The sequence below is a fragment of the Mesorhizobium sp. USDA 4132 genome, from assembly GCF_056279545.1.
In genome coordinates this window covers 534,568-552,649 of the sequence record NZ_JBWCCP010000002.1, presented here as the reverse complement: position 1 = coordinate 552,649, position 18,082 = coordinate 534,568, and the positions used below count along the sequence as shown (strand labels likewise).

The window sequence follows — 18,082 nt, the reverse complement described above, 5'->3', positions numbered from 1 at the left end:
TAGGTGAGTTCTTCGAGCCTGAAGCAGAATACAATCGCTGTCAACTTCGAGACTGAAGAGGATGACAGCGAGATGACCGTGCAAGCCATTCGTCGTGAAACCAATCAGGCCCTCACGCCTCTTGCTCGTTTTCGCAATGCCTTGAACCATCCCGGGCTGATCGCCGATCTTCGCGACGATCTCGTCGGCGCGACGGCACAGATCGAAGGTCCGTACGGCGTGAAGAACCTGGTCTATGCGGATTATGTCGCCTCCGGCCGGGCGTTGCGCGCGATCGAACACTTCGTGATGGACGAAATCCTGCCCTATTACGCCAACAGCCATACGGAAGCTTCCTATTGCGGCGGCTTCATGACCCGGATGCGGCGGGAAGCGCGGTCGCTGATCGCCGAATTCTGTGGCGCGACCGAAGAGCATGCCGTCATCTTCACCGGCTCCGGCGCGACGTCCGGCCTCAATCGCCTCGTCAAACTGTTTGGCGTCACGGAAGCGGTCGCGGCGGGGAAGACCGTCCGCGTCATCATCGGGCCCTATGAACATCACTCGAACATTCTCCCCTGGCGTGAAAGCGGCGCGGAAATCGTCGAGCTTTCCGAGTGTCCGTCCGGCGGGCCCGATCTGTCCCTTCTCGACAAGGCGCTACATGACGGATCGCCGGACCTGACAGTCTGCACATTGTCTGCCGGATCGAACATTACCGGGATTACCAGCGATATCGCCGTGATTACCAGAATGGTCAAAGCCGCGGGCGCAAGGATGATCTGGGATTATGCGGGCGCCGGCCCCTATGTGCCGATTTCCATGTCGCCTGGTGCGGATGCACCGATCGACGCCATCGTCATTTCGCCGCACAAGTTCATCGGCGGCCCTGGTGCTTCGGGCATCCTTATCGTCCGTCGCGAGGGCGTGGCGACGAACAAACCTTCTTGGCCGGGCGGCGGCACGGTAAAGTTCGTCTCTCCGGAGACCCACGATTACAGCAGCAGCCTGGAAGCGCGCGAGGAAGCGGGCACGCCGAACGTCGTCGGCGACATCCGTGCCGCTCTCGCCTTCATCGTCAAACACGCAATCGGCCTTGAGGAGATGGCTGGGCGCAACCGAGAGCTGACCCGGCAGGCATTTGCCGCGTGGAGGCAGGTGCCGCAACTGGAATTGCTCGGATTGCCCGGCGCGGATCGGCTGCCGATCTTTTCCTTTCGCATTCGCAACGGCAAGGGCGGTTATGTCCATCAGCAGCTTGTCACGCGCATGCTGAGCGACCGCTTCGGCATTCAGGCGCGCGGCGGCTGTGCCTGCGCCGGACCTTACGTGCACCGGCTGTTGTCAATCGATGCCAAGCAATCCGAAGAGATGCGCCAGGCCATTCTCGCCGGCGACGAAATCAGAAAGCCGGGTTTCACGCGGTTGAACTTCAGTGTCCTGCTTTCGGATGATAAGGTGCGGTTCATCATCGAGTCCGTGGCGCAGCTTGCGGCAGACGCGCCGATGTTCGAAGCCGACTACGATTTCGACCCGGCACGAGCGATCTTCTTTCCGCGCATGGAGACCGAAGAGGGCCTGACCTATGCACAAGCCTGATGTTGCCGCTTTCTACGATGCGCGGACGGGCAGCATTCAATATGTCGTATCGGACCCGATGACGCGCAAATGCGCGATCGTCGATCCGGTCCTCGATTTCGACGAGAAATCCGGCTCCACAGCAACGTTGAATGCCGATGCGATCCTCGACCACGTCGCCTCTCGCGGGCTGACGGTGGAATGGATCCTCGACACGCATCCGCACGCCGATCATTTCTCGGCAGCACGTTACCTCAAGGCGAGGACCGGCGCGCCGACCGCGATCGGCGAGCATGTGATGGCGGTGCAGAAAATCTGGCGACAGATCTACAACTGGCCGGATCTCGCCTGCGACGGCTCCCAATGGGACCGGCTATTGCGGGACGGAGAGACCTTCGCGATCGGCGAGCTCGAAGCACGGGTGATGTATTCGCCCGGACACACGCTCGCCTCGATCACCTATGTCGTCGGCGATGCCGCCTTCATTCATGATACGCTGTTCATGCCCGACACCGGCTCCGCCCGCGCCGATTTCCCCGGCGGTAGCGCCGCTGACCTCTGGACGTCGATCCAGGCAATCCTGTCGCTGCCCGACGAAACTCGCCTCTTCACGGGTCATGACTACCGGCAGGGTGGCCGCGAAGCCTTGTGGCAAAGTTCGGTCGCGCAGCAGAAAGCCGATAACCCGCATGTCGCCGGCAGGTCGCAGCTGGATTTTGTCGATCTGAGGGAGGCCCGCGACAGGACCTTGCCGATGCCGAAGCTGATCCTGCACGCGCTGCAGGTGAATATTCGCGGTGGCGAGTTGCCGCCGGCCGAAGACAATGGGTGCCGTTACCTGAAGATTCCGCTCGACGCGTTTCCCCATTCGGTCTGGAATTGACGGCTGCATGGATGGATCAATCGAGCAGGTCTTGCTTGCGATCGGCTCAGGATCGCTGATCGGTTTCACCCTCGGCCTGATCGGCGGAGGCGGCTCGATCCTCGCGACGCCGCTGCTGATCTATGTCGTTGGCGTCAAGGACGTGCATACCGCGATCGGCACCGGCGCACTCGCTGTCTCCGTCAATGCCTATCTCAATCTCGTGGGTCATGCGGTTCGCGGCCATGTCTGGTGGCGATGCGCCTTGATCTTCACCATCGCCGGGTCGCTCGGCGCCTATTTCGGCTCCAGTCTCGGCAAAGTCGTCGAGGGCCAAGACCTCCTCTTCATGTTCGGACTGCTGATGATGTTCGTCAGCTTCGTGATGAGCAAGACACGCAGCCAGATCGGCGTCACACCGCAATCTCTGACGGTCCGTACCCATGGAAAGACCAGCCTGGTTGCCTTGCTGACCGGCGTCTGTTCCGGTTTCTTCGGCATCGGCGGTGGCTTCCTTATCGTGCCGGGACTGCTGTTCTCCACCGGCATGCCGTTGATCAACGCGGTCGGTTCGTCTCTCCTCGCCGTCGGCACGTTCGGCCTCACGACAGCGGCCAACTACGCCTTGTCCGGACTGGTGGACTGGCAGGTCGCGGGATATTTTATTGCCGGCGGCGTCGGTGGCGGGACGCTCGGCACCATAACCGCCACGCGGCTCTCCACGCATCGCAATACGCTGTCGCAGATCTTCCGATGGATCATCTTTTCCGTCAGCCTCTACGTCCTGTGGCGAAGCTACGCCGCACTGCCTTGGACAAGATGATCACAGAACCTCAGATAGCGGGCAATCGTGGGAGCGAGACGTAGCGAGCATATGACAAAAGGGCCCCGATCGATCGGAGCCCTTCACCGCGAACGGCTTATTCGAGTTCCCGATTGGGAACCGTTTACATCATACCGCCCATGCCGCCCATGTCAGGCATGCCGCCACCGGCAGCATCCTTCTTCGGCAGGTCGGCGATCATGGCTTCCGTCGTCACCAGCAGACCGGCCACCGAAGCCGCGTTCTGCAGAGCCGTGCGAACGACCTTGACCGGATCGACGATGCCCATGGCGATCATGTCGCCATATTCAGACGTCTGGGCGTTATAGCCGTAGTTGTCGGTGTTGCTTTCCAGGATCTTGCCAACCACGATCGAGCCTTCGTCACCGGCATTTTCAGCAATCTGGCGAACCAGCGACTGCAAGGCCTTGCGGATGATGCTGATCCCGGCATTCTGATCCTCATTCTCGCCCTTGATGTTCAGAAGGATGGAGGCGCGAAGAAGGGCTGTCCCCCCGCCAGGCACGATACCTTCTTCGACCGCCGCACGCGTCGCGTTGAGGGCGTCGTCGATACGGTCCTTCTTTTCCTTGACTTCGACTTCCGTCGAGCCGCCGACGCGGATCACGGCGACGCCGCCGGCCAGCTTGGCCAGACGCTCCTGCAGCTTTTCACGGTCGTAGTCCGAGGTGGTTTCCTCGATCTGAGCCTTGATCTGGCCGATGCGTCCGTCAATATCCGCCTTGGTGCCCGCACCATCGACGACAGTGGTGTTCTCCTTGGTGATCGAGACCTTCTTGGCGCGGCCGAGCATCTCGAGCGTCACGTTTTCAAGCTTGATGCCGAGGTCCTCGGAGATGACGGTGCCGCCGGTCAGGATCGCCAGATCCTCCAGCATGGCCTTGCGGCGGTCGCCGAAACCCGGAGCCTTGACGGCAGCGATCTTGAGGCCGCCACGCAGCTTGTTGACGACGAGCGTCGCAAGAGCTTCGCCTTCGACGTCCTCGGAAATGATCAGCAGCGGCTTGCCGCTCTGGACGACGGCTTCCAGGATAGGAAGCATGGCCTGCAGGTTGGAGAGCTTCTTTTCGTGCAGCAGCACATAGGCATCTTCCAACTCAGCCACCATCTTTTCGGCGTTGGTGACGAAGTAAGGGCTGAGGTAGCCGCGGTCGAACTGCATGCCTTCGACGACTTCGAGTTCGGTTTCGGCGGTCTTGGCTTCTTCAACCGTGATGACGCCTTCGTTGCCGACCTTCTGCATCGCGTCGGCAATATACTGGCCTATTTCCTTCTCGCCATTGGCCGAGATGGTGCCGACCTGGGCAATCTCTTCCGACGTGTTAATCTTCTTGGCCTTGGCAAGCAGGTCCTTGACGACGGCGGTGACAGCAAGATCGATGCCACGCTTCAGGTCCATCGGGTTCATGCCGGCTGCAACAGCCTTGCCGCCTTCGCGAACGATCGCCTGGGCGAGAACGGTTGCAGTCGTGGTGCCGTCGCCGGCGACGTCGTTGGTCTTCGAAGCGACCTCGCGGACCATCTGGGCGCCCATGTTTTCGAACTTGTCGTCAAGTTCGATTTCCTTGGCGACGGCAACGCCGTCCTTGGTGATGCGCGGTGCGCCGTAGGATTTGTCGATCACCACGTTGCGGCCCTTCGGACCGAGCGTGACCTTGACTGCATCGGCAAGAATGTCGACGCCGCGCAGCAACTTTTCGCGTGCATCACGGCCGAATTTGATCTGTTTGGCAGACATGGCAATAACTCCCGGGCCATTGGCCCCATAGTCGTCATCAAAAGGAAATAAAGAAGCGCCCGAAAATCAGGCGATGACGCCCATGACGTCTGCTTCCTTCATGATCAACAGGTCTTCGCCGTTGAACTTGATCTCGGTGCCGGACCATTTGCCGAACAGGATGCGGTCGCCAGCCTTGACGTCGAGGGGAACGATCTTGCCGCTCTCGTCACGTGCTCCGGTGCCGACGGCGACGATCTCGCCTTCCTGCGGCTTTTCCTTGGCGGTATCGGGAATGATGATCCCGCCCTTGGTCTTGGCTTCAGCCTCGATACGGCGCACGACGACGCGGTCGTGCAACGGCCGAAAAATGGTATTATTCATTTGGGTTCCTTGGCGAGAGCGCAGCCCAATGGCGGGTTCCCGATCGGATATCCTTAGCACTCTTATGCTGAGAGTGCTAGAGCGATTCGTGCCTTAGTTGTGATCCGCCATCCGTGGCACCTCCCTTTGTCGGAGGTACACGCCGCTGCCACCGAGACTACCGCAGATCCCTTGCCACGCCCCTAGCAGAAGCCGTTGAGCTTGAGGATCTTATGGGCGTCAATCGACGCCCGAAGCTCGTCCTCAGAGTTGCGCTCTCCATGGTTTGCGTCCGGATGGTGCATCTTGAGCCTCTGCTTGTAGCGGCTTCTGATCTCCTCCGGTGTCGCATCCGGCGAAAGATCGAGGGTCTCGAAAGCCTTGGCCTCCAATACCTTGAGCTTGCGTCGCTGAAGATCCACCTGTGCCGCCTGGCGTTCTGCAGCGCTTTTACGTGCGTTCGTTGCCTTTGCAGAACCGGAGCGAGCCGTCGAGGGGAGCGGCATTTCCGACGCGCGATTGATACCAGTACCCCAAGTCGGGCGGCTGCCGTTTGCCGCTTCCGTCTGATAGCGCCTAATTAAAGGGTCAGACAGATTTGGCGCAAAGTTATAACCTTTGCCGTATTCCCTTACATGCTCGGGACAGAACAGCAGATACAGCCCTTCAGCATCTCGCCCGACGGGAGCGCGATGGGTGCCATTCTTTTCGCATCCGTCCCATTGGCATTTTGCACGGCTTGGTTCGTGGTCCGGGGCCGGTTTTTTGCGGGTCGACCGCAGGCCAACAAATATCTTTGAATCAGACGTCATCGCGCCTTATACGACCGGCCAATCCTCTCGGCAACGAATATGGATCGCCCAGCCGCATAGATTTTCGAACTGGGGGATCGCCGGATGCCGTCGAAGCGCATGAAAGCAGGGATTAGGGCCATTTCAGCCGCATGATGTTCTCCGACTCGATCCTGCAGATTGCGGATTAGCGAAAACGGGCGGCGGACAGCGCGGATAGATCGATGGCACATTGGCGCCCAGCGATCAGGCCTGCAACAAGCGCGCCGCTGACCGGTCCGGCTGCAAGGCCGACGTGACCGTGGCCAAACGCGTGAACGATATCTTCGGAAGACTTCGAAAAACCGATCACCGGAAGGCCGTCCGCAGTCGAGGGCCGATGCCCCATCCACCGATCGATAGTCTTGCCTTCGGATAGATCCGATAGTGCCGGATAGGTTCCTCTGGCGTGTTTCAGCAGGATTTCGGCGCGGGTCCAGTCCGGTCTTTCCTCAACGCTTGCCAGCTCGACCTGTCCGGCAATGCGAAGTCCGGCAAGCGTCGGATTGTTGCCCATCTTGCCGTCGCTCGGCATGATCGGCATCTCCCCCTTCGCCAGATGATAGGGAATGACGACGTGGTAACCGCGCTCGCTCTGCATCGGGATTGTGTCACCGGCCAACGCCGCAAGCTTTTTTGAGTGTATACCGGCAGCGATGACGGCCTTGTCGCACGTCACGGTGCCCGCCTCTGTCCGGATACCGGAAAGCCGGTTGCCGGAAAGATCGAAACCGGTCGCCCTAGCATTGATGTGGTGGGCGCCAAGATCCACCGCATGATCGACCATTGCTGCGACATAACCTCCCGGATCCACACAATGACCACCATCCTCAACGAAGGCAGCAAAGGAATAGCGGGATGAAAGATTCGGCTCGAGTTCATGCAATTCTGCCGAAGATAGTTCTCGATAGGAAACGCCGTTGTCGCGTCGCAGGCGCCACGCAAAAGTCTCTGCCTCGAAAGCCGCTCGGTCCTGGTACACGTAGAGCAGGCCCCTGCGCCGGATGAGATCCGGCCGTCCGATTTCCTCTGCCAGCGCCGCATGCCGGGATGGAGCATCGTGCAGGAGGCTCGCCAGAATTTGCGCGGTCCGTTCGACCTTGGCTTCCGTCGAACCGGCGAGCACGAAGCGCAGCAGCCAGGGCGCGAGACGCGCCAGATGCCGCCAGCGGATGGTCAGCGGTCCGGAAGGGTCGGCAAGATAGCCGGGCACCTTCCTCCAGAGGCCGGGCATCGACATCGGGATGATCGAGGCAGGGCTCAGCCAGCCGCTGTTGCCATAACTTGCGGCGTGGCGACCGCCGGGCTGTTCGGGTTCGACGATGGTGACCTGGTGCCCGTCTCTCAACAACTCGAGTGCCGTCGCTGCGCCGACGATACCCGCTCCAATGACCACTACATGCATGGTGTTTCACTCTGCGCGTCCAAAATAAGCCGGTTCATTCCTGAAATGCCTCTTCGCGGACGGCCTTGATCTTCGGCAGTGCGACCGCGAGGACGGCGAGCACAGCAAGGACAAGCAGACCCGCCGAAATCGGACGATCGACAAAAATGCCGGGATTGCCGCGGGCGAGGAACATGGCCCTACGGAAATTCTCTTCCATCATCGGCCCAAGAATGAGGCCCATCACCAGTGGTGCCGGATCGCAATCAAGCTTGGCGAAGATGTAGCCGGCGACGCCGAAGGCTCCAAGCAGCCAAAGATCGAAGACCGAGTTGCTGAGCGAGAATGCGCCGATCGAGCAGAACACCACGATAGCCGGAAAGAGATAGTGGAAAGGCATCGTCAGCAAGCGGGTCCAGATGCCGATCAGTGGCAGGTTCAAGACCAGCAGCATGAGGTTGCCGACCCACATCGACACGATGACGCCCCAGAACACGTCGGGATGTTCGGAAATCAGCGTCGGCCCGGGTGCGATACCTTGCATGATCAGGGCGCCGAACATCAAGGCCATGACGGCGTTGGCCGGCAGGCCGAGCGTGAGCAGCGGGACGAACGAGGTCTGCGCACCGGCATTGTTGGCGCTCTCGGGCGATGCCACGCCTTCGATCGCGCCACCGCCGAAACCTTCGGGCGGATTGGCAACGCGCTTCTCTATGGCGTAGGCGGCGAAGGCAGCGAGAAGCGCGCCTCCACCCGGCAGAAGTCCCAGCACGGAACCGATCCCGGTGCCCCGAAGGATCGGCGCAACCATCCTGCGCCAGTCTTCCCGCGACGGGATCATCGAGAAGAATGGTGCGTTGATGGCCGTGCGGCTTTCCGGGTTTTCCAGATCCTTGATCAACTCGCCAATGCCGAATAATCCCATCGCCACCACGACGAAATTGATACCGCTCGACATCTCTTCAAAACCGAGCGTGAAGCGCGGCACGGCAGTTTGCACATCCTGGCCGACAAGGCCGACCAGAATGCCGATGAAGACCATGGCAAGTGCCTTCGGCAGCGATCCGCGCGAAAGCACCACCGAGGCGACAAGCCCGAGGATCATCAGGGAGAAGTACTCCGCGGGGCCGAACAGCAATCCAATTTCGGCAAGCGAGGGCGCAAACAGCGCCAGCAACAGCGTGGCGACGGTGCCGGCGAAAAAAGAGCCGATCGCCGCCGTCGACAATGCCACGCCCGCGCGTCCGTTGCGGGCCATCTTGTAGCCGTCGATCGCTGTCACCACGGACGATGCTTCACCGGGCAGATTGAGGAGGATGGCCGTTGTCGAACCGCCATATTGCGCACCGTAATAGATGCCTGCCATCATGATCAGCGACGTCACCGGTTCAAGTCCGATAGTGAAAGGCAGGAGGATGGCCATTGTGGCGGCTGGCCCGAGGCCCGGCAGGACGCCGACAAGGGTCCCGAGCAGCGTGCCGATCAGGCACCAGAACAGGTTCGTCGGCAGGATTGCCTGGTCAAAGCCGAGTAGCAGCGCGTTCAGCGTGTCCATGTGATCGTCCTAAAGCCCGAACCAGGGACCAATGATGGCAACCGGCATGCCAAGCCCCTTGACGAAGGCCAGGCTGCAGGCCGTGCCGAGCCCGAGCCCGTACAACATCGATTTCACCGGCCGCAAAGGGCGCGACGCCAACGAGGAGATGACGCAGCAACAGAAGACCGCCGGCAGCAACCCTCCTCCACGAATGACCAGCCCAAACACCACTATCGCTGCAATGATGAACGTGACCTTCGAGGAATAAAGGCTCGGTTGTTCTTTGCTGGTGTCATGTTTCTCGGCCGTGAAGGCGACGATAAGGCCCATGGCAATCAGCGCCGAGGCGACCAGACCCGGAAATGCGCCGGGACCGATTTTGCGCCAGGTACCATAGGAGAGATCGAGACTGCTCAACAGAAAAGCGGCGCCGATCAATACGAACACGAGCCCTGCGATCAATTGCGGATTGAAACGTGAGGTCATGCGCATTCCTTTCCGTGAGCGTCATTCAATCGCGGGTCGGGGACCAGATCCGGCGGGCGGTAGGCTCGCACCTGCGGCGGTGTGCCGATGAAACGGGAAATCTCGACAAGGCATGAGTTCGGGCTTGGCCCCTGCGTGAGGCGGGAGGTTCCATGATCCGGCGTCAGGACATTCGGATTGCCGTTCAGTTCCAGCGAACCCGGCGTCGAGGGATCCGCCGGATCGAACCAGGCGCCCGTCGCCAACTGCACGACGCCGGGCATGACGGCATCGGTGATGGCAACGACTGCCAGGCATGCACCGCGGGCGTTGGAAATGGTCACCACCTCGCCTTGCGCCAGTCCACGAGCCGCGGCGTCGTCGGGATGAATGCGCACCGGCTGTCGACCACCGCTTTTGGTCCGGCGCGACGGTGCCGCATGATCCCACTGGCTGTGTAGCTTGTCATGCGGTTGGCAGGACAGGAGATGCAGTGGATAGACTGCCGCCAGTTTGCCCCCCAGCCATTCGGCCGGTTCCACCCACGCCGGATGGCCAGGGCAATCGACATGGTCGAAGCCGGCAATGAGTTCCGAGGAAAGCTCGATCAGACCGGACGGCGTGTGCAGCGGATGGGCGACCGGGTCCCCGCGAAACGCGGCAAGCAAAGGCCTGTCGGCGTTTTGGCTTTCCACTTCAATCAGTCCCACATTCCGAAACGTAGAAAAATCAGGCAGGGAAATGTCGCCTGACACGGCGTTCGCCTGCGCGTCGGCATAAAGCTTCTCCAGCCATTCGGATTCGCTCAATCCACCGGTGAATGCCGCTTCAGTCCCAAGCTTTGCCGCAACGCGACGCAGGATCTCGTGATCCGAGAATACGTCCGCAGGTGGCGCCGTTATTCGTGTCGAATATCCGAGAAAGCTGTCGCGGCCGCTGGCAACCAGATCGTCGCGTTCCAGGAATGTCGAGGCCGGCAGCACGATGTCGGCATGCCGGGCGTGGGCATTCCACCAGTGCTCGTGAACGATGATCGTTTCAGGCTTCTGCCAAGCTTCAACCAGTCGATTGAGATCCTGATGATGGTGAAAGGGATTGCCGCCAGCCCAATAGATCAGCCTTATGTCCGGGTAGATCCGTTTTTTGCCGTCATGGTCGTATTCCGCTCCCGGCGAAAGCAGCATGTCGGCAATTCGGGCGACCGGAATGTAGTCGGAAATCGCATTCTGCCCCTGCGGTAGCGCCGGCCATTTCACGGCCGGCGCCGGCTGGCCAATGCCCGATACGGATGCATAACCGAAACCAAATCCTCCACCGGGCAGACCGATGCGACCGAGCAGCGATGCCACCGCGATTGCCGCCCAATAGGCCTGTTCGCCATGGTCGGCGCGTTGCAGCGCCCATGCCATCATGATGAAGGTTTTCCGCGAGGCCATGGTCCGGGCAAGGGTGAGGATGTCCTGCGCTTCAAGACCCGTAATGCCGGCTGCCCAGGCGACATCCTTGATGACGCCGTCCGCCTTGCCAAACAGATAGTCCCGCAATGTCTGGAAGCCAACGGTGTAGCGCCCGATGAACCCGGCGTCGTAGCGATCCTCCTGGATCAGCACATGGGCGATGGCCAGCAGCAGGGCGGCGTCCGTCCCGGGCCTGAGAGCCATCCACTGGGCATCGAGCTCGCCGGCGGCGTCATCCCGGACGGGTCCGACGTTGATGAAGTGGGCGCCGGCCTCCTTGCAATCAAGCAGACCCTGGCGGGTTTCATGCCGCGAAACGCCGCCGGCATTGACCTGAGCGTTGCGAAGCGGCGTGCCGCCGAACATCACGATCAGATCCGCATGGCCGACGATCTGGCTCCATGGGCTATGGCCGGTAATCAGCCCATCGGTGGAGCCGATGACGTGCGGCAGGATGATTTCGCCGGCGGCATAACTATAGCTCTGGACGGAACGAACGGAACCGCCGTTCATGTTGAAAAAGCGTTTCAGCTGGCTTTGCGCATGATGAAATCGCCCGGCGCTCGACCAGCCGTAGGAGCCGGAAAAAATCGCGCCGTTGCCGTGCTCGTCCCTGACGCGGCGAATTTCGCCGGCGACCAGTTCGAGTGCTTCATCCCAGGAAACTTCGACAAATGCCTCGGCTCCCCGCCGGCCGGCACGATTACCCGGTCCCTTTTCCAGAAAGGATCGCCTGACCGCCGGCCTGAGGATGCGGCACGGCGCGAGCCTGTCGGCTGGAAGCTCCCCGCCGAATCGAACGGGATCGGGATCGCCCGCCATCGGACGAATGGCGCCGTCCAAGCCATCATGGCTGTAGAACCCCCAATGGGTTCCGACATGGCGCCGGTCTGCCGAAGGCTCCGAATATTGCGTGGTTTTCGGAGCCTTCGTCATCTTCATTCTACCTTGATGCCGGCTGTCTTGACGATCTTGCTGTAACGCTGTGTCTCGTCAACCACGAAGGCCCTCAGATCGGTGCTGTTCTTGTACATCGGCTCAAAGCCGAAGACGGTCAGCTTGTCCTTGAATTCGGTGGAGGTGACAACGTCCTGCAGGACCTTGCCGAGATATTCCGCCGCTTTTGAATCAAGATTTTTCGGCGCCCAGACACCGTACCAGGAGAGCATTTCCAATGCAGGCATGCCGCTTTCGGCAACGGTCGGGACATCCGGTGCCAGGGGCGAACGGGTCAGGCTGGTCACCGCAAGCGGCTTCAGCCTGCCTGCCTTGACATGCGGCAGGGACGACAGGATCGGGTCGGCGATCAGTTGCACCTGGCCGCCAATCATGTCGGTAAGGGCCGGACCGGCTCCCTTGTAGGTAACTACTTCAGTATCGACGCCAGCTTCGCCCTTCAGGACTTCCACAGCCAAATGACCAGCCGAGCCATAACCCGACGTGGCGAAGTTGTAGGAATCCGGAGCCGCCTTCACCTCCGCGAAGAATTCCTTCAGCGTGTTCGCCTTGTCCGACGGATTGGTGGTGATCAGCAGCGGGCCAGCCGCGATGCCGCTGATATGCGTGAAGTCGTTGACGACATCGAAAGGCACGTTCTTGTTGATCAGCGGCGTGACCACATGGATCGACGCATTCAGCAGCAGGGTGTAGCCATCGGGAGCAGCCTTGACCACATCGGACGAACCAACCACGCCGCCGGCACCGCCCGCACGGTTATCGACCACGAAGGTCTTGCCGGTCTTGACCGAAAGCGTGGCGGCAAGAACGCGTGCAACGCCATCGACTGCACCGCCCGGCGGATAAGGCACGACAATGGACACAGGCCGGCTGGGATAGTCATCCGCCTTGGCGAGGCCGGCAGCCGGCAGCGTCATCGACAGAGAAAGCAATGCTGTTCCGAAGCGGTTCATAGATAGATTTCCTTCTGGCTCCAAGAGAGATGTATGCAGTCGAAAGTCATTGTATGCATCGTCAGATATTTCACTGCGGTCAGTGGCGGAGGTCATCTGCCTGGTTCTGGTTGTCAGAATGTTCCGGGATATTGTCCGCCATCGATCAGCAGGTTCTGAGCGGTGACGAAGCCGGCATTCGCCGAGCAGAGGAAGGCAATGTAGGCGCCAATTTCTTCGGGGCGCCCGTAGCGGCCGGCCGGATTCTGTGCCGCACGTGCGGCCCAGATTTCATCGAAAGAGCGGCCGCTTTCCTGCGCAAGTACCTCGACATGCTGGCGCTGGCCGTCGGAAGCGACGATGCCCGGGAGCACATTGTTGATCGTCACGTTGTGGGCGATCGTCTGCCGAGCCAGACCCGCGACGAAACCGACGAGGCCGGAGCGCGCCGCATTCGACATGCCAAGCTCGGCCTGGGCAATCTTGACGCTGCGCGACACGATGTTGACGATACGGCCGAACTCGCGGGCCATCATTCCGTCGACGGTCAGACGCATCATGTCGATCGGCGTGAGCATCATCCGATCGATGCCCCGCAACCAGTCCTCACGAGACCAGTTGCGGAAATCACCGGGCAGTTCGCCATCGGCGTTGTTGACCAGGATGTCCGGTTTTGGGCAGACGGACAGAACGGCCTCACGACCGGCAAGCGTGGTAATATCGCCAACGACGGCGGTGACGCGGGCGCCGGTAGCCGCTCGGATTTCTGCGGCTGTCGCCTGCAGTGTTTCGGGCGTGCGGGCGATGATGGCCAGATCCACGTTCTCCCGCGCGAGAGCCATTGCGGCGGCCTTGCCCATGCCTCGGCTTGCGCCGGTAACGATGGCATTCCGACCGGAAATCCCGAGATCCATCGGCCGGGCCTCAGGCTGCCAAGGCGGAAGCGGGCTGCAGCTTCCAGCCATATTTCTTGTCGAGGCCGAGGTCCTGGACGATGCGGATACCCTTTGCGAGCGCTTCGCCTTCGAGGCCGGTCAATGGCCGCCGCAGTTCGCCAGCCGGCAGCCCGACGGCCTTCATCAGCGATTTCACGGCCACCGGATTGATCGCCGAGTAATTGTAGTGCAGCAGCGGCAGAAGGTTCAAATAGGTGTCGCGGAACCCTTCCGCCTCGACATAACTCGTCCACGGACGCGACATCACCGCCACTTCGGCCGGGGCAATATTACCGCCCATATTGGCGGTGCCATGGCCGCCAAGGCTCATTGTTGGAACGACGAGGCCGAGATTGGGGCTGTCGCAGCACATGACCGAAATATCCGGACGCGCGGCGAGAACCTGGGCAACCTGGCCGACACGGGCAGTAGATTCCTTGTGAATGACGTAGTTCGGATGCTTGAAGATGCGCAGCAGGTGGTCCCAGTGTAGGTCGCTCTTGACGCGCGGCGGGTTGTTGTAGAGCCCGAGGGGCAGGTCGGTTGCGTCGGCTACCTCCAAGAAATAACCTTCGATGTCGGCTTCCGGGGCGCAGATATAGGCTGGAGCCGCGAGGATGGCACCGTCCGCGCCGTTATCCTTGGCGAACTTCACATTTTCAATCGTAACGTCGGTGTTGTTGCCAGTGCAGCCAAAGAAGATCGGCATCTTGGCCGATTTCATTTTCGACGTCTCGACGATGATTTTCTTCTTCTCCTCGGCCGACAGCATGGATACCTCGCCGGTCGAACCCATGATCAAGACGGCTGAGGTGCCGTTCGCCTCATGGAAGGAAAGCAATTCGCGGAATGCACCCATATCGACGGCGCCTGACTTGTCAAATGGGGTGATCAAGGCAACGAAGGATCCGGTGATCTTCGGGGCAGCAGCAGTCATTGCAGGACTCCGTGAATGTTAAACAATGTTTGAAACATAATTTGAGACGAGCTGGAGTCAATGATTTTAATCGGTCAAACCGCCCAAGAATCAAGCAGCAGCCGGTGACTTTGGAAAAACCAGAATGCGATTGAAGGAATAATTGGAAAAACAGTCTAACCTTGAAATATATGCCCTGACGTTTTTCTCAAAAGGCAATAAAAAAGATTATCATCCAGCGTAGATCCGATTTTGAATAGAAACTGAAGCATACCTCATCGTGCGCAACTTTCAGCTGTAGGTCGAGATCCGAGATCATCACCCGATGGCAGGCGCCTGGAACCCGATGCAGATAAACCGCGAGAGCTGACGGATAATCTCTTCATCATCATCGGTATCGCAAAGGCCGCCGGACAGTTGCTTGAGGCGGTACGATGCTGGGTCCGAATCGATCAGGACCTGCATGATGGCGCCAATCGAAAAATTATAACGCCAGAAAATATCGCGGCGCTGCATATCCGGGAGTGCTCGACTGAAGGCATCAATAAAGCGGAACACGGCTGGATCGACGCGGCGTATGAAAAAACGGTTGGTCGATTCACGCGGCCGCGAACGGACCTGCAGGATCAGCCGCGTCAGAGGGCGTGCGCCCGAGGCGTCGCGGCTGAACTGTACCATCGGTCGGACAAGAGCCCCGACGACTTCCTCCAAGACCGGGAATCCCGGCCGAGCTGCGGCCTCGCATTTTTCCAAAGCCTCTATCCGGGCATGGGTATAGGGCTCCATCATCAGGTTAAGCACCTCGCTGATGAGATCCTCCTTGGAGCCGAAATAATAATTGACGGCAGCAACATTCACATCGGCCCGCCTCGTGATGTCGCGAACGGTCGCCAGATCAAATCCCTGCTCGATAAACACTTCGCGCGCGGCCGCGACAATACGCTCTCGCGGCTCATCCGCACGATTGACGCTGGACGTTCCGTTATCTGCCTTTTTCACCATACATCCCAAATTCTTTGCTTCGCGGCTATCGTCGTCGTTTTGTAGCGGACCGACGGGGGCCATCAAGTGCAATTTTTGGGAGCATGAGGATTTGTGGGGCCGTCATCAAGCTTGGCACCGCAGTCCACACCGGTCAATTTGGCAGCGGCAAAATGGCGTTTGATACCGTCCCGCACGAAAACCGCCCCGCCAGCATAACTCGGCGCTCATCCTGGGCAGATGATGGCGCCGACCTTGTTGTTTGGGAAAGAAGCCTGACTGAGGATATGACCTCTACTCGGCCAGATTGAATGAACTCATCCTTGCCGTTTATGACCTGCCGTAAACCAGGCTACCAGCTCGGCCGAATTGCGTACGCCTACGGCTTGCATAAGCCGGGCGCGATGAGATTCGATGGTACGTTTCGAAAGTCCGAGTTCGTCAGCGATCATTGCGTTACTCTTTCCCTGGGCAACCAGGGTGATGATCTGGTGCTGCCGGTCGGTAAAGGTAGGATCGGAGCTTTTGATCGGCCGGTTGATCGCTTGGAAACAATAGAGTGCTTCGGCGAACGGATCGGCAAAATGGTGGCTACGGCCGTTCACCCTGCACCAGAAGCGTCCGCCATCTCCCCTCGTCATGATCCGTTCGTCATAAAAAACCTGCCCGGCAGGCAGATGACTGCGCCACAAATGACCAATGCGGACAAAGTCTGCGATCTTCGGGTAGAGCCGTGCAAAACTGGTGTCCAGGATCTCTTCCCGGCGAAGCCCAAAAAGCGTCGCGAATTCGACGTTACAATCGCGAATAATGCGATGCCTTGCATAAACCATCGGCACCGGCATATCGGCCAGCAGAAACCGATGGCTCTGATCCGGATCCGCGATTGATGCTGGAGCTTCAGGCATGCAGTATAAATACGGCTAGTCGCCGGGGCTGATCAAGCCTTAGTTTCGCAGTAACCTAATTTCGTGGGAGGGTCGGGATGCGAAAGATAGTATCGAGCGCCACTGAGGCGCTGGCAGGCGTGTTGAAGGACGGCATGGTGATCATGTCGGGAGGCTTCGGGCTTTGCGGAATACCGGAAACGCTGATCGAGGCCGTCAAGCTGTCCGGCGTAAAGGATCTCACGGTCATCTCCAACAATGCTGGCGTCGATGGGATAGGCCTCGGCTTGTTGCTGGAAACGCGACAGATTCGGAAAATGATCTCGTCCTATGTCGGGGAGAACAAGCTCTTCGCCCAACAGTTTTTGTCCGGCGAACTCGAGCTCGAGTTCAATCCGCAGGGCACGCTTGCCGAACGGATACGCGCAGGCGGCGCAGGCATCCCGGCATTCTTCACAAAGACGGGTGTCGGAACGATCATTTCGGAGGGCAAGGAGATCCGGGAGTTCGGCGGCGAGCAACATGTCATGGAAATGGCGCTGACCGCGGACGTATCGCTTGTCCATGCCTGGAAGGGCGACACCGAAGGCAATCTCGTCTATCGCAAGACGGCCCGGAACTTCAATCCGATGATGGCGACCGCGGGCAAGTTCACGGTCGCCGAGGTCGAACATCTCGTCGACGTCGGCCAGATCGACGCCGACCATATCCATACGCCGGGCATCTTCGTCTCGAAAATTCTCCATGTTCCCGATGCGAAGAAACATATCGAACAGCGGACCGTGAGATCCGTACAGACGGAGGCGATGTAATGGCTTGGACACGCGACCAGATGGCCGCGCGCGCAGCGCGTGAGCTTCAGGACGGCTTCTACGTCAACCTTGGCATCGGCATTCCGACGCTGGTGGCCAACCACATTCCCGACGGGATCAATGTCGTGCTGCAGAGCGAAAACGGCATGCTCGGCATCGGCCCTTTCCCGCTCGACAATGAAGTCGACGCCGACCTCATCAATGCCGGCAAGCAGACGGTCAGCGAACTGCCGATGACGAGCTTCTTTTCGTCGGCCGACAGTTTTGCGATGATCCGCGGCGGTCACATCGACCTGTCGATCCTGGGCGCCATGCAGGTGGCCAGCAACGGCGACCTCGCGAACTGGATGATCCCGGGCAAGATGGCCAAGGGCATGGGCGGCGCGATGGACCTCGTCGCCGGCGTCAAACGCGTCGTGGTACTGATGGAGCATGAGGCCAAGGGCGAGTCGAAGCTTTTGCCGGAATGCGATCTTCCGCTGACAGGCAAGCGCGTCGTGGATCTCGTCATCACCGACCTCGGCGTTTTCACGATCGCAAGAACGGGCGCTCCGGAAATGGTGCTGATCGAAATGGCAGACGGAGTGACCTTGGAAGAAATCAAGGCAAAGACCAGAGCTGATTTCAGGGTCGGTCTCTGATCGTC

17 protein-coding genes are annotated in these 18,082 nt (G+C 59.8%); 5 read left to right on the top strand and 12 right to left on the bottom strand.

Going from position 1 to position 18,082, the window contains the following annotated elements; translation table 11 throughout:
- The first annotated feature begins 3 nt into the window (after positions 1 to 3).
- The 3 genes from ACZ9IU_RS25305 to ACZ9IU_RS25295 are packed head-to-tail and all read left to right on the top strand — an operon-like array spanning position 4 to position 3,242.
- Complete coding sequence (locus ACZ9IU_RS25305) at positions 4 to 1,578, top strand: aminotransferase class V-fold PLP-dependent enzyme (RefSeq protein ID WP_040125306.1); 1,575 nt, start codon at positions 4 to 6, stop codon at positions 1,576 to 1,578.
- Positions 1,565 to 2,440 (top strand): MBL fold metallo-hydrolase, encoded by an 876-nt coding sequence (locus tag ACZ9IU_RS25300; protein ID WP_040125308.1) that lies wholly within the window; start codon positions 1,565 to 1,567, stop codon positions 2,438 to 2,440. Before ACZ9IU_RS25305 ends, ACZ9IU_RS25300 begins: the two co-directional genes overlap by 14 nt.
- 7 nt (positions 2,441 to 2,447) lie before the next feature.
- Positions 2,448 to 3,242 carry a sulfite exporter TauE/SafE family protein gene (locus tag ACZ9IU_RS25295; protein WP_040125310.1) on the top strand — a complete coding sequence of 265 codons (795 nt, stop codon included), beginning with the start codon at positions 2,448 to 2,450 and terminating at the stop codon, positions 3,240 to 3,242.
- A gap of 124 nt (positions 3,243 to 3,366) precedes the next feature.
- Here the strand turns inward: ACZ9IU_RS25295 and groL are convergent, their stop codons facing one another.
- The 12 genes from groL to ACZ9IU_RS25235 form a co-directional block, all read right to left on the bottom strand.
- Entirely contained in the window at positions 3,367 to 5,001 is a 1,635-nt protein-coding gene (groL, locus tag ACZ9IU_RS25290) for a chaperonin GroEL (protein ID WP_040125312.1), read from the bottom strand.
- Between the two features lie 66 nt (positions 5,002 to 5,067).
- A complete protein-coding gene (gene groES, locus ACZ9IU_RS25285) occupies positions 5,068 to 5,364 on the bottom strand; it encodes a co-chaperone GroES (RefSeq protein WP_040125314.1) in 297 nt (98 codons plus the stop codon).
- Positions 5,365 to 5,546: 182 nt separating this feature from the next.
- Entirely contained in the window at positions 5,547 to 6,155 is a 609-nt protein-coding gene (locus tag ACZ9IU_RS25280; RefSeq protein ID WP_040125316.1) for a J domain-containing protein, read from the bottom strand.
- Between the two features lie 166 nt (positions 6,156 to 6,321).
- The gene (locus ACZ9IU_RS25275) at positions 6,322 to 7,578 is read right to left on the bottom strand and encodes an NAD(P)/FAD-dependent oxidoreductase (RefSeq protein WP_040125318.1); all 1,257 of its coding nucleotides are present in this window, start codon (positions 7,576 to 7,578) and stop codon (positions 6,322 to 6,324) included.
- A gap of 34 nt (positions 7,579 to 7,612) precedes the next feature.
- Positions 7,613 to 9,112 (bottom strand): tripartite tricarboxylate transporter permease, encoded by a 1,500-nt coding sequence (locus tag ACZ9IU_RS25270; RefSeq protein ID WP_040125320.1) that lies wholly within the window; start codon positions 9,110 to 9,112, stop codon positions 7,613 to 7,615.
- A gap of 9 nt (positions 9,113 to 9,121) precedes the next feature.
- The gene (locus ACZ9IU_RS25265) at positions 9,122 to 9,580 is read right to left on the bottom strand and encodes a tripartite tricarboxylate transporter TctB family protein (RefSeq protein ID WP_040125322.1); all 459 of its coding nucleotides are present in this window, start codon (positions 9,578 to 9,580) and stop codon (positions 9,122 to 9,124) included.
- The gene (locus tag ACZ9IU_RS25260) at positions 9,577 to 11,952 is read right to left on the bottom strand and encodes a molybdopterin-dependent oxidoreductase (protein WP_040125868.1); all 2,376 of its coding nucleotides are present in this window, start codon (positions 11,950 to 11,952) and stop codon (positions 9,577 to 9,579) included. Before ACZ9IU_RS25260 ends, ACZ9IU_RS25265 begins: the two co-directional genes overlap by 4 nt.
- 2 nt (positions 11,953 to 11,954) lie before the next feature.
- A complete protein-coding gene (locus tag ACZ9IU_RS25255; protein ID WP_040125324.1) occupies positions 11,955 to 12,926 on the bottom strand; it encodes a Bug family tripartite tricarboxylate transporter substrate binding protein in 972 nt (323 codons plus the stop codon).
- A 113-nt stretch (positions 12,927 to 13,039) separates the two neighbouring features.
- Positions 13,040 to 13,819: an SDR family NAD(P)-dependent oxidoreductase gene (locus ACZ9IU_RS25250; RefSeq protein ID WP_040125326.1), complete on the bottom strand. Its 780-nt coding sequence runs from the start codon at positions 13,817 to 13,819 to the stop codon at positions 13,040 to 13,042.
- A gap of 10 nt (positions 13,820 to 13,829) precedes the next feature.
- A complete protein-coding gene (locus ACZ9IU_RS25245) occupies positions 13,830 to 14,777 on the bottom strand; it encodes a 4-hydroxy-tetrahydrodipicolinate synthase family protein (protein WP_040125328.1) in 948 nt (315 codons plus the stop codon).
- A gap of 297 nt (positions 14,778 to 15,074) precedes the next feature.
- Positions 15,075 to 15,821 (bottom strand): TetR/AcrR family transcriptional regulator, encoded by a 747-nt coding sequence (locus ACZ9IU_RS25240; RefSeq protein ID WP_244447581.1) that lies wholly within the window; start codon positions 15,819 to 15,821, stop codon positions 15,075 to 15,077.
- A 233-nt stretch (positions 15,822 to 16,054) separates the two neighbouring features.
- The gene (locus tag ACZ9IU_RS25235) at positions 16,055 to 16,645 is read right to left on the bottom strand and encodes a helix-turn-helix transcriptional regulator (protein ID WP_244447582.1); all 591 of its coding nucleotides are present in this window, start codon (positions 16,643 to 16,645) and stop codon (positions 16,055 to 16,057) included.
- Positions 16,646 to 16,722: 77 nt separating this feature from the next.
- On the opposite strand from ACZ9IU_RS25235, the gene ACZ9IU_RS25230 reads away from it, so the two are divergent.
- Positions 16,723 to 17,436 (top strand): CoA transferase subunit A, encoded by a 714-nt coding sequence (locus ACZ9IU_RS25230; RefSeq protein WP_040125332.1) that lies wholly within the window; start codon positions 16,723 to 16,725, stop codon positions 17,434 to 17,436.
- Positions 17,436 to 18,077 (top strand): 3-oxoacid CoA-transferase subunit B, encoded by a 642-nt coding sequence (locus ACZ9IU_RS25225; RefSeq protein WP_040125333.1) that lies wholly within the window; start codon positions 17,436 to 17,438, stop codon positions 18,075 to 18,077. The genes ACZ9IU_RS25230 and ACZ9IU_RS25225 overlap by 1 nt, the downstream gene beginning before the upstream one ends.
- The last annotated feature ends 5 nt before the right edge of the window (positions 18,078 to 18,082 follow it).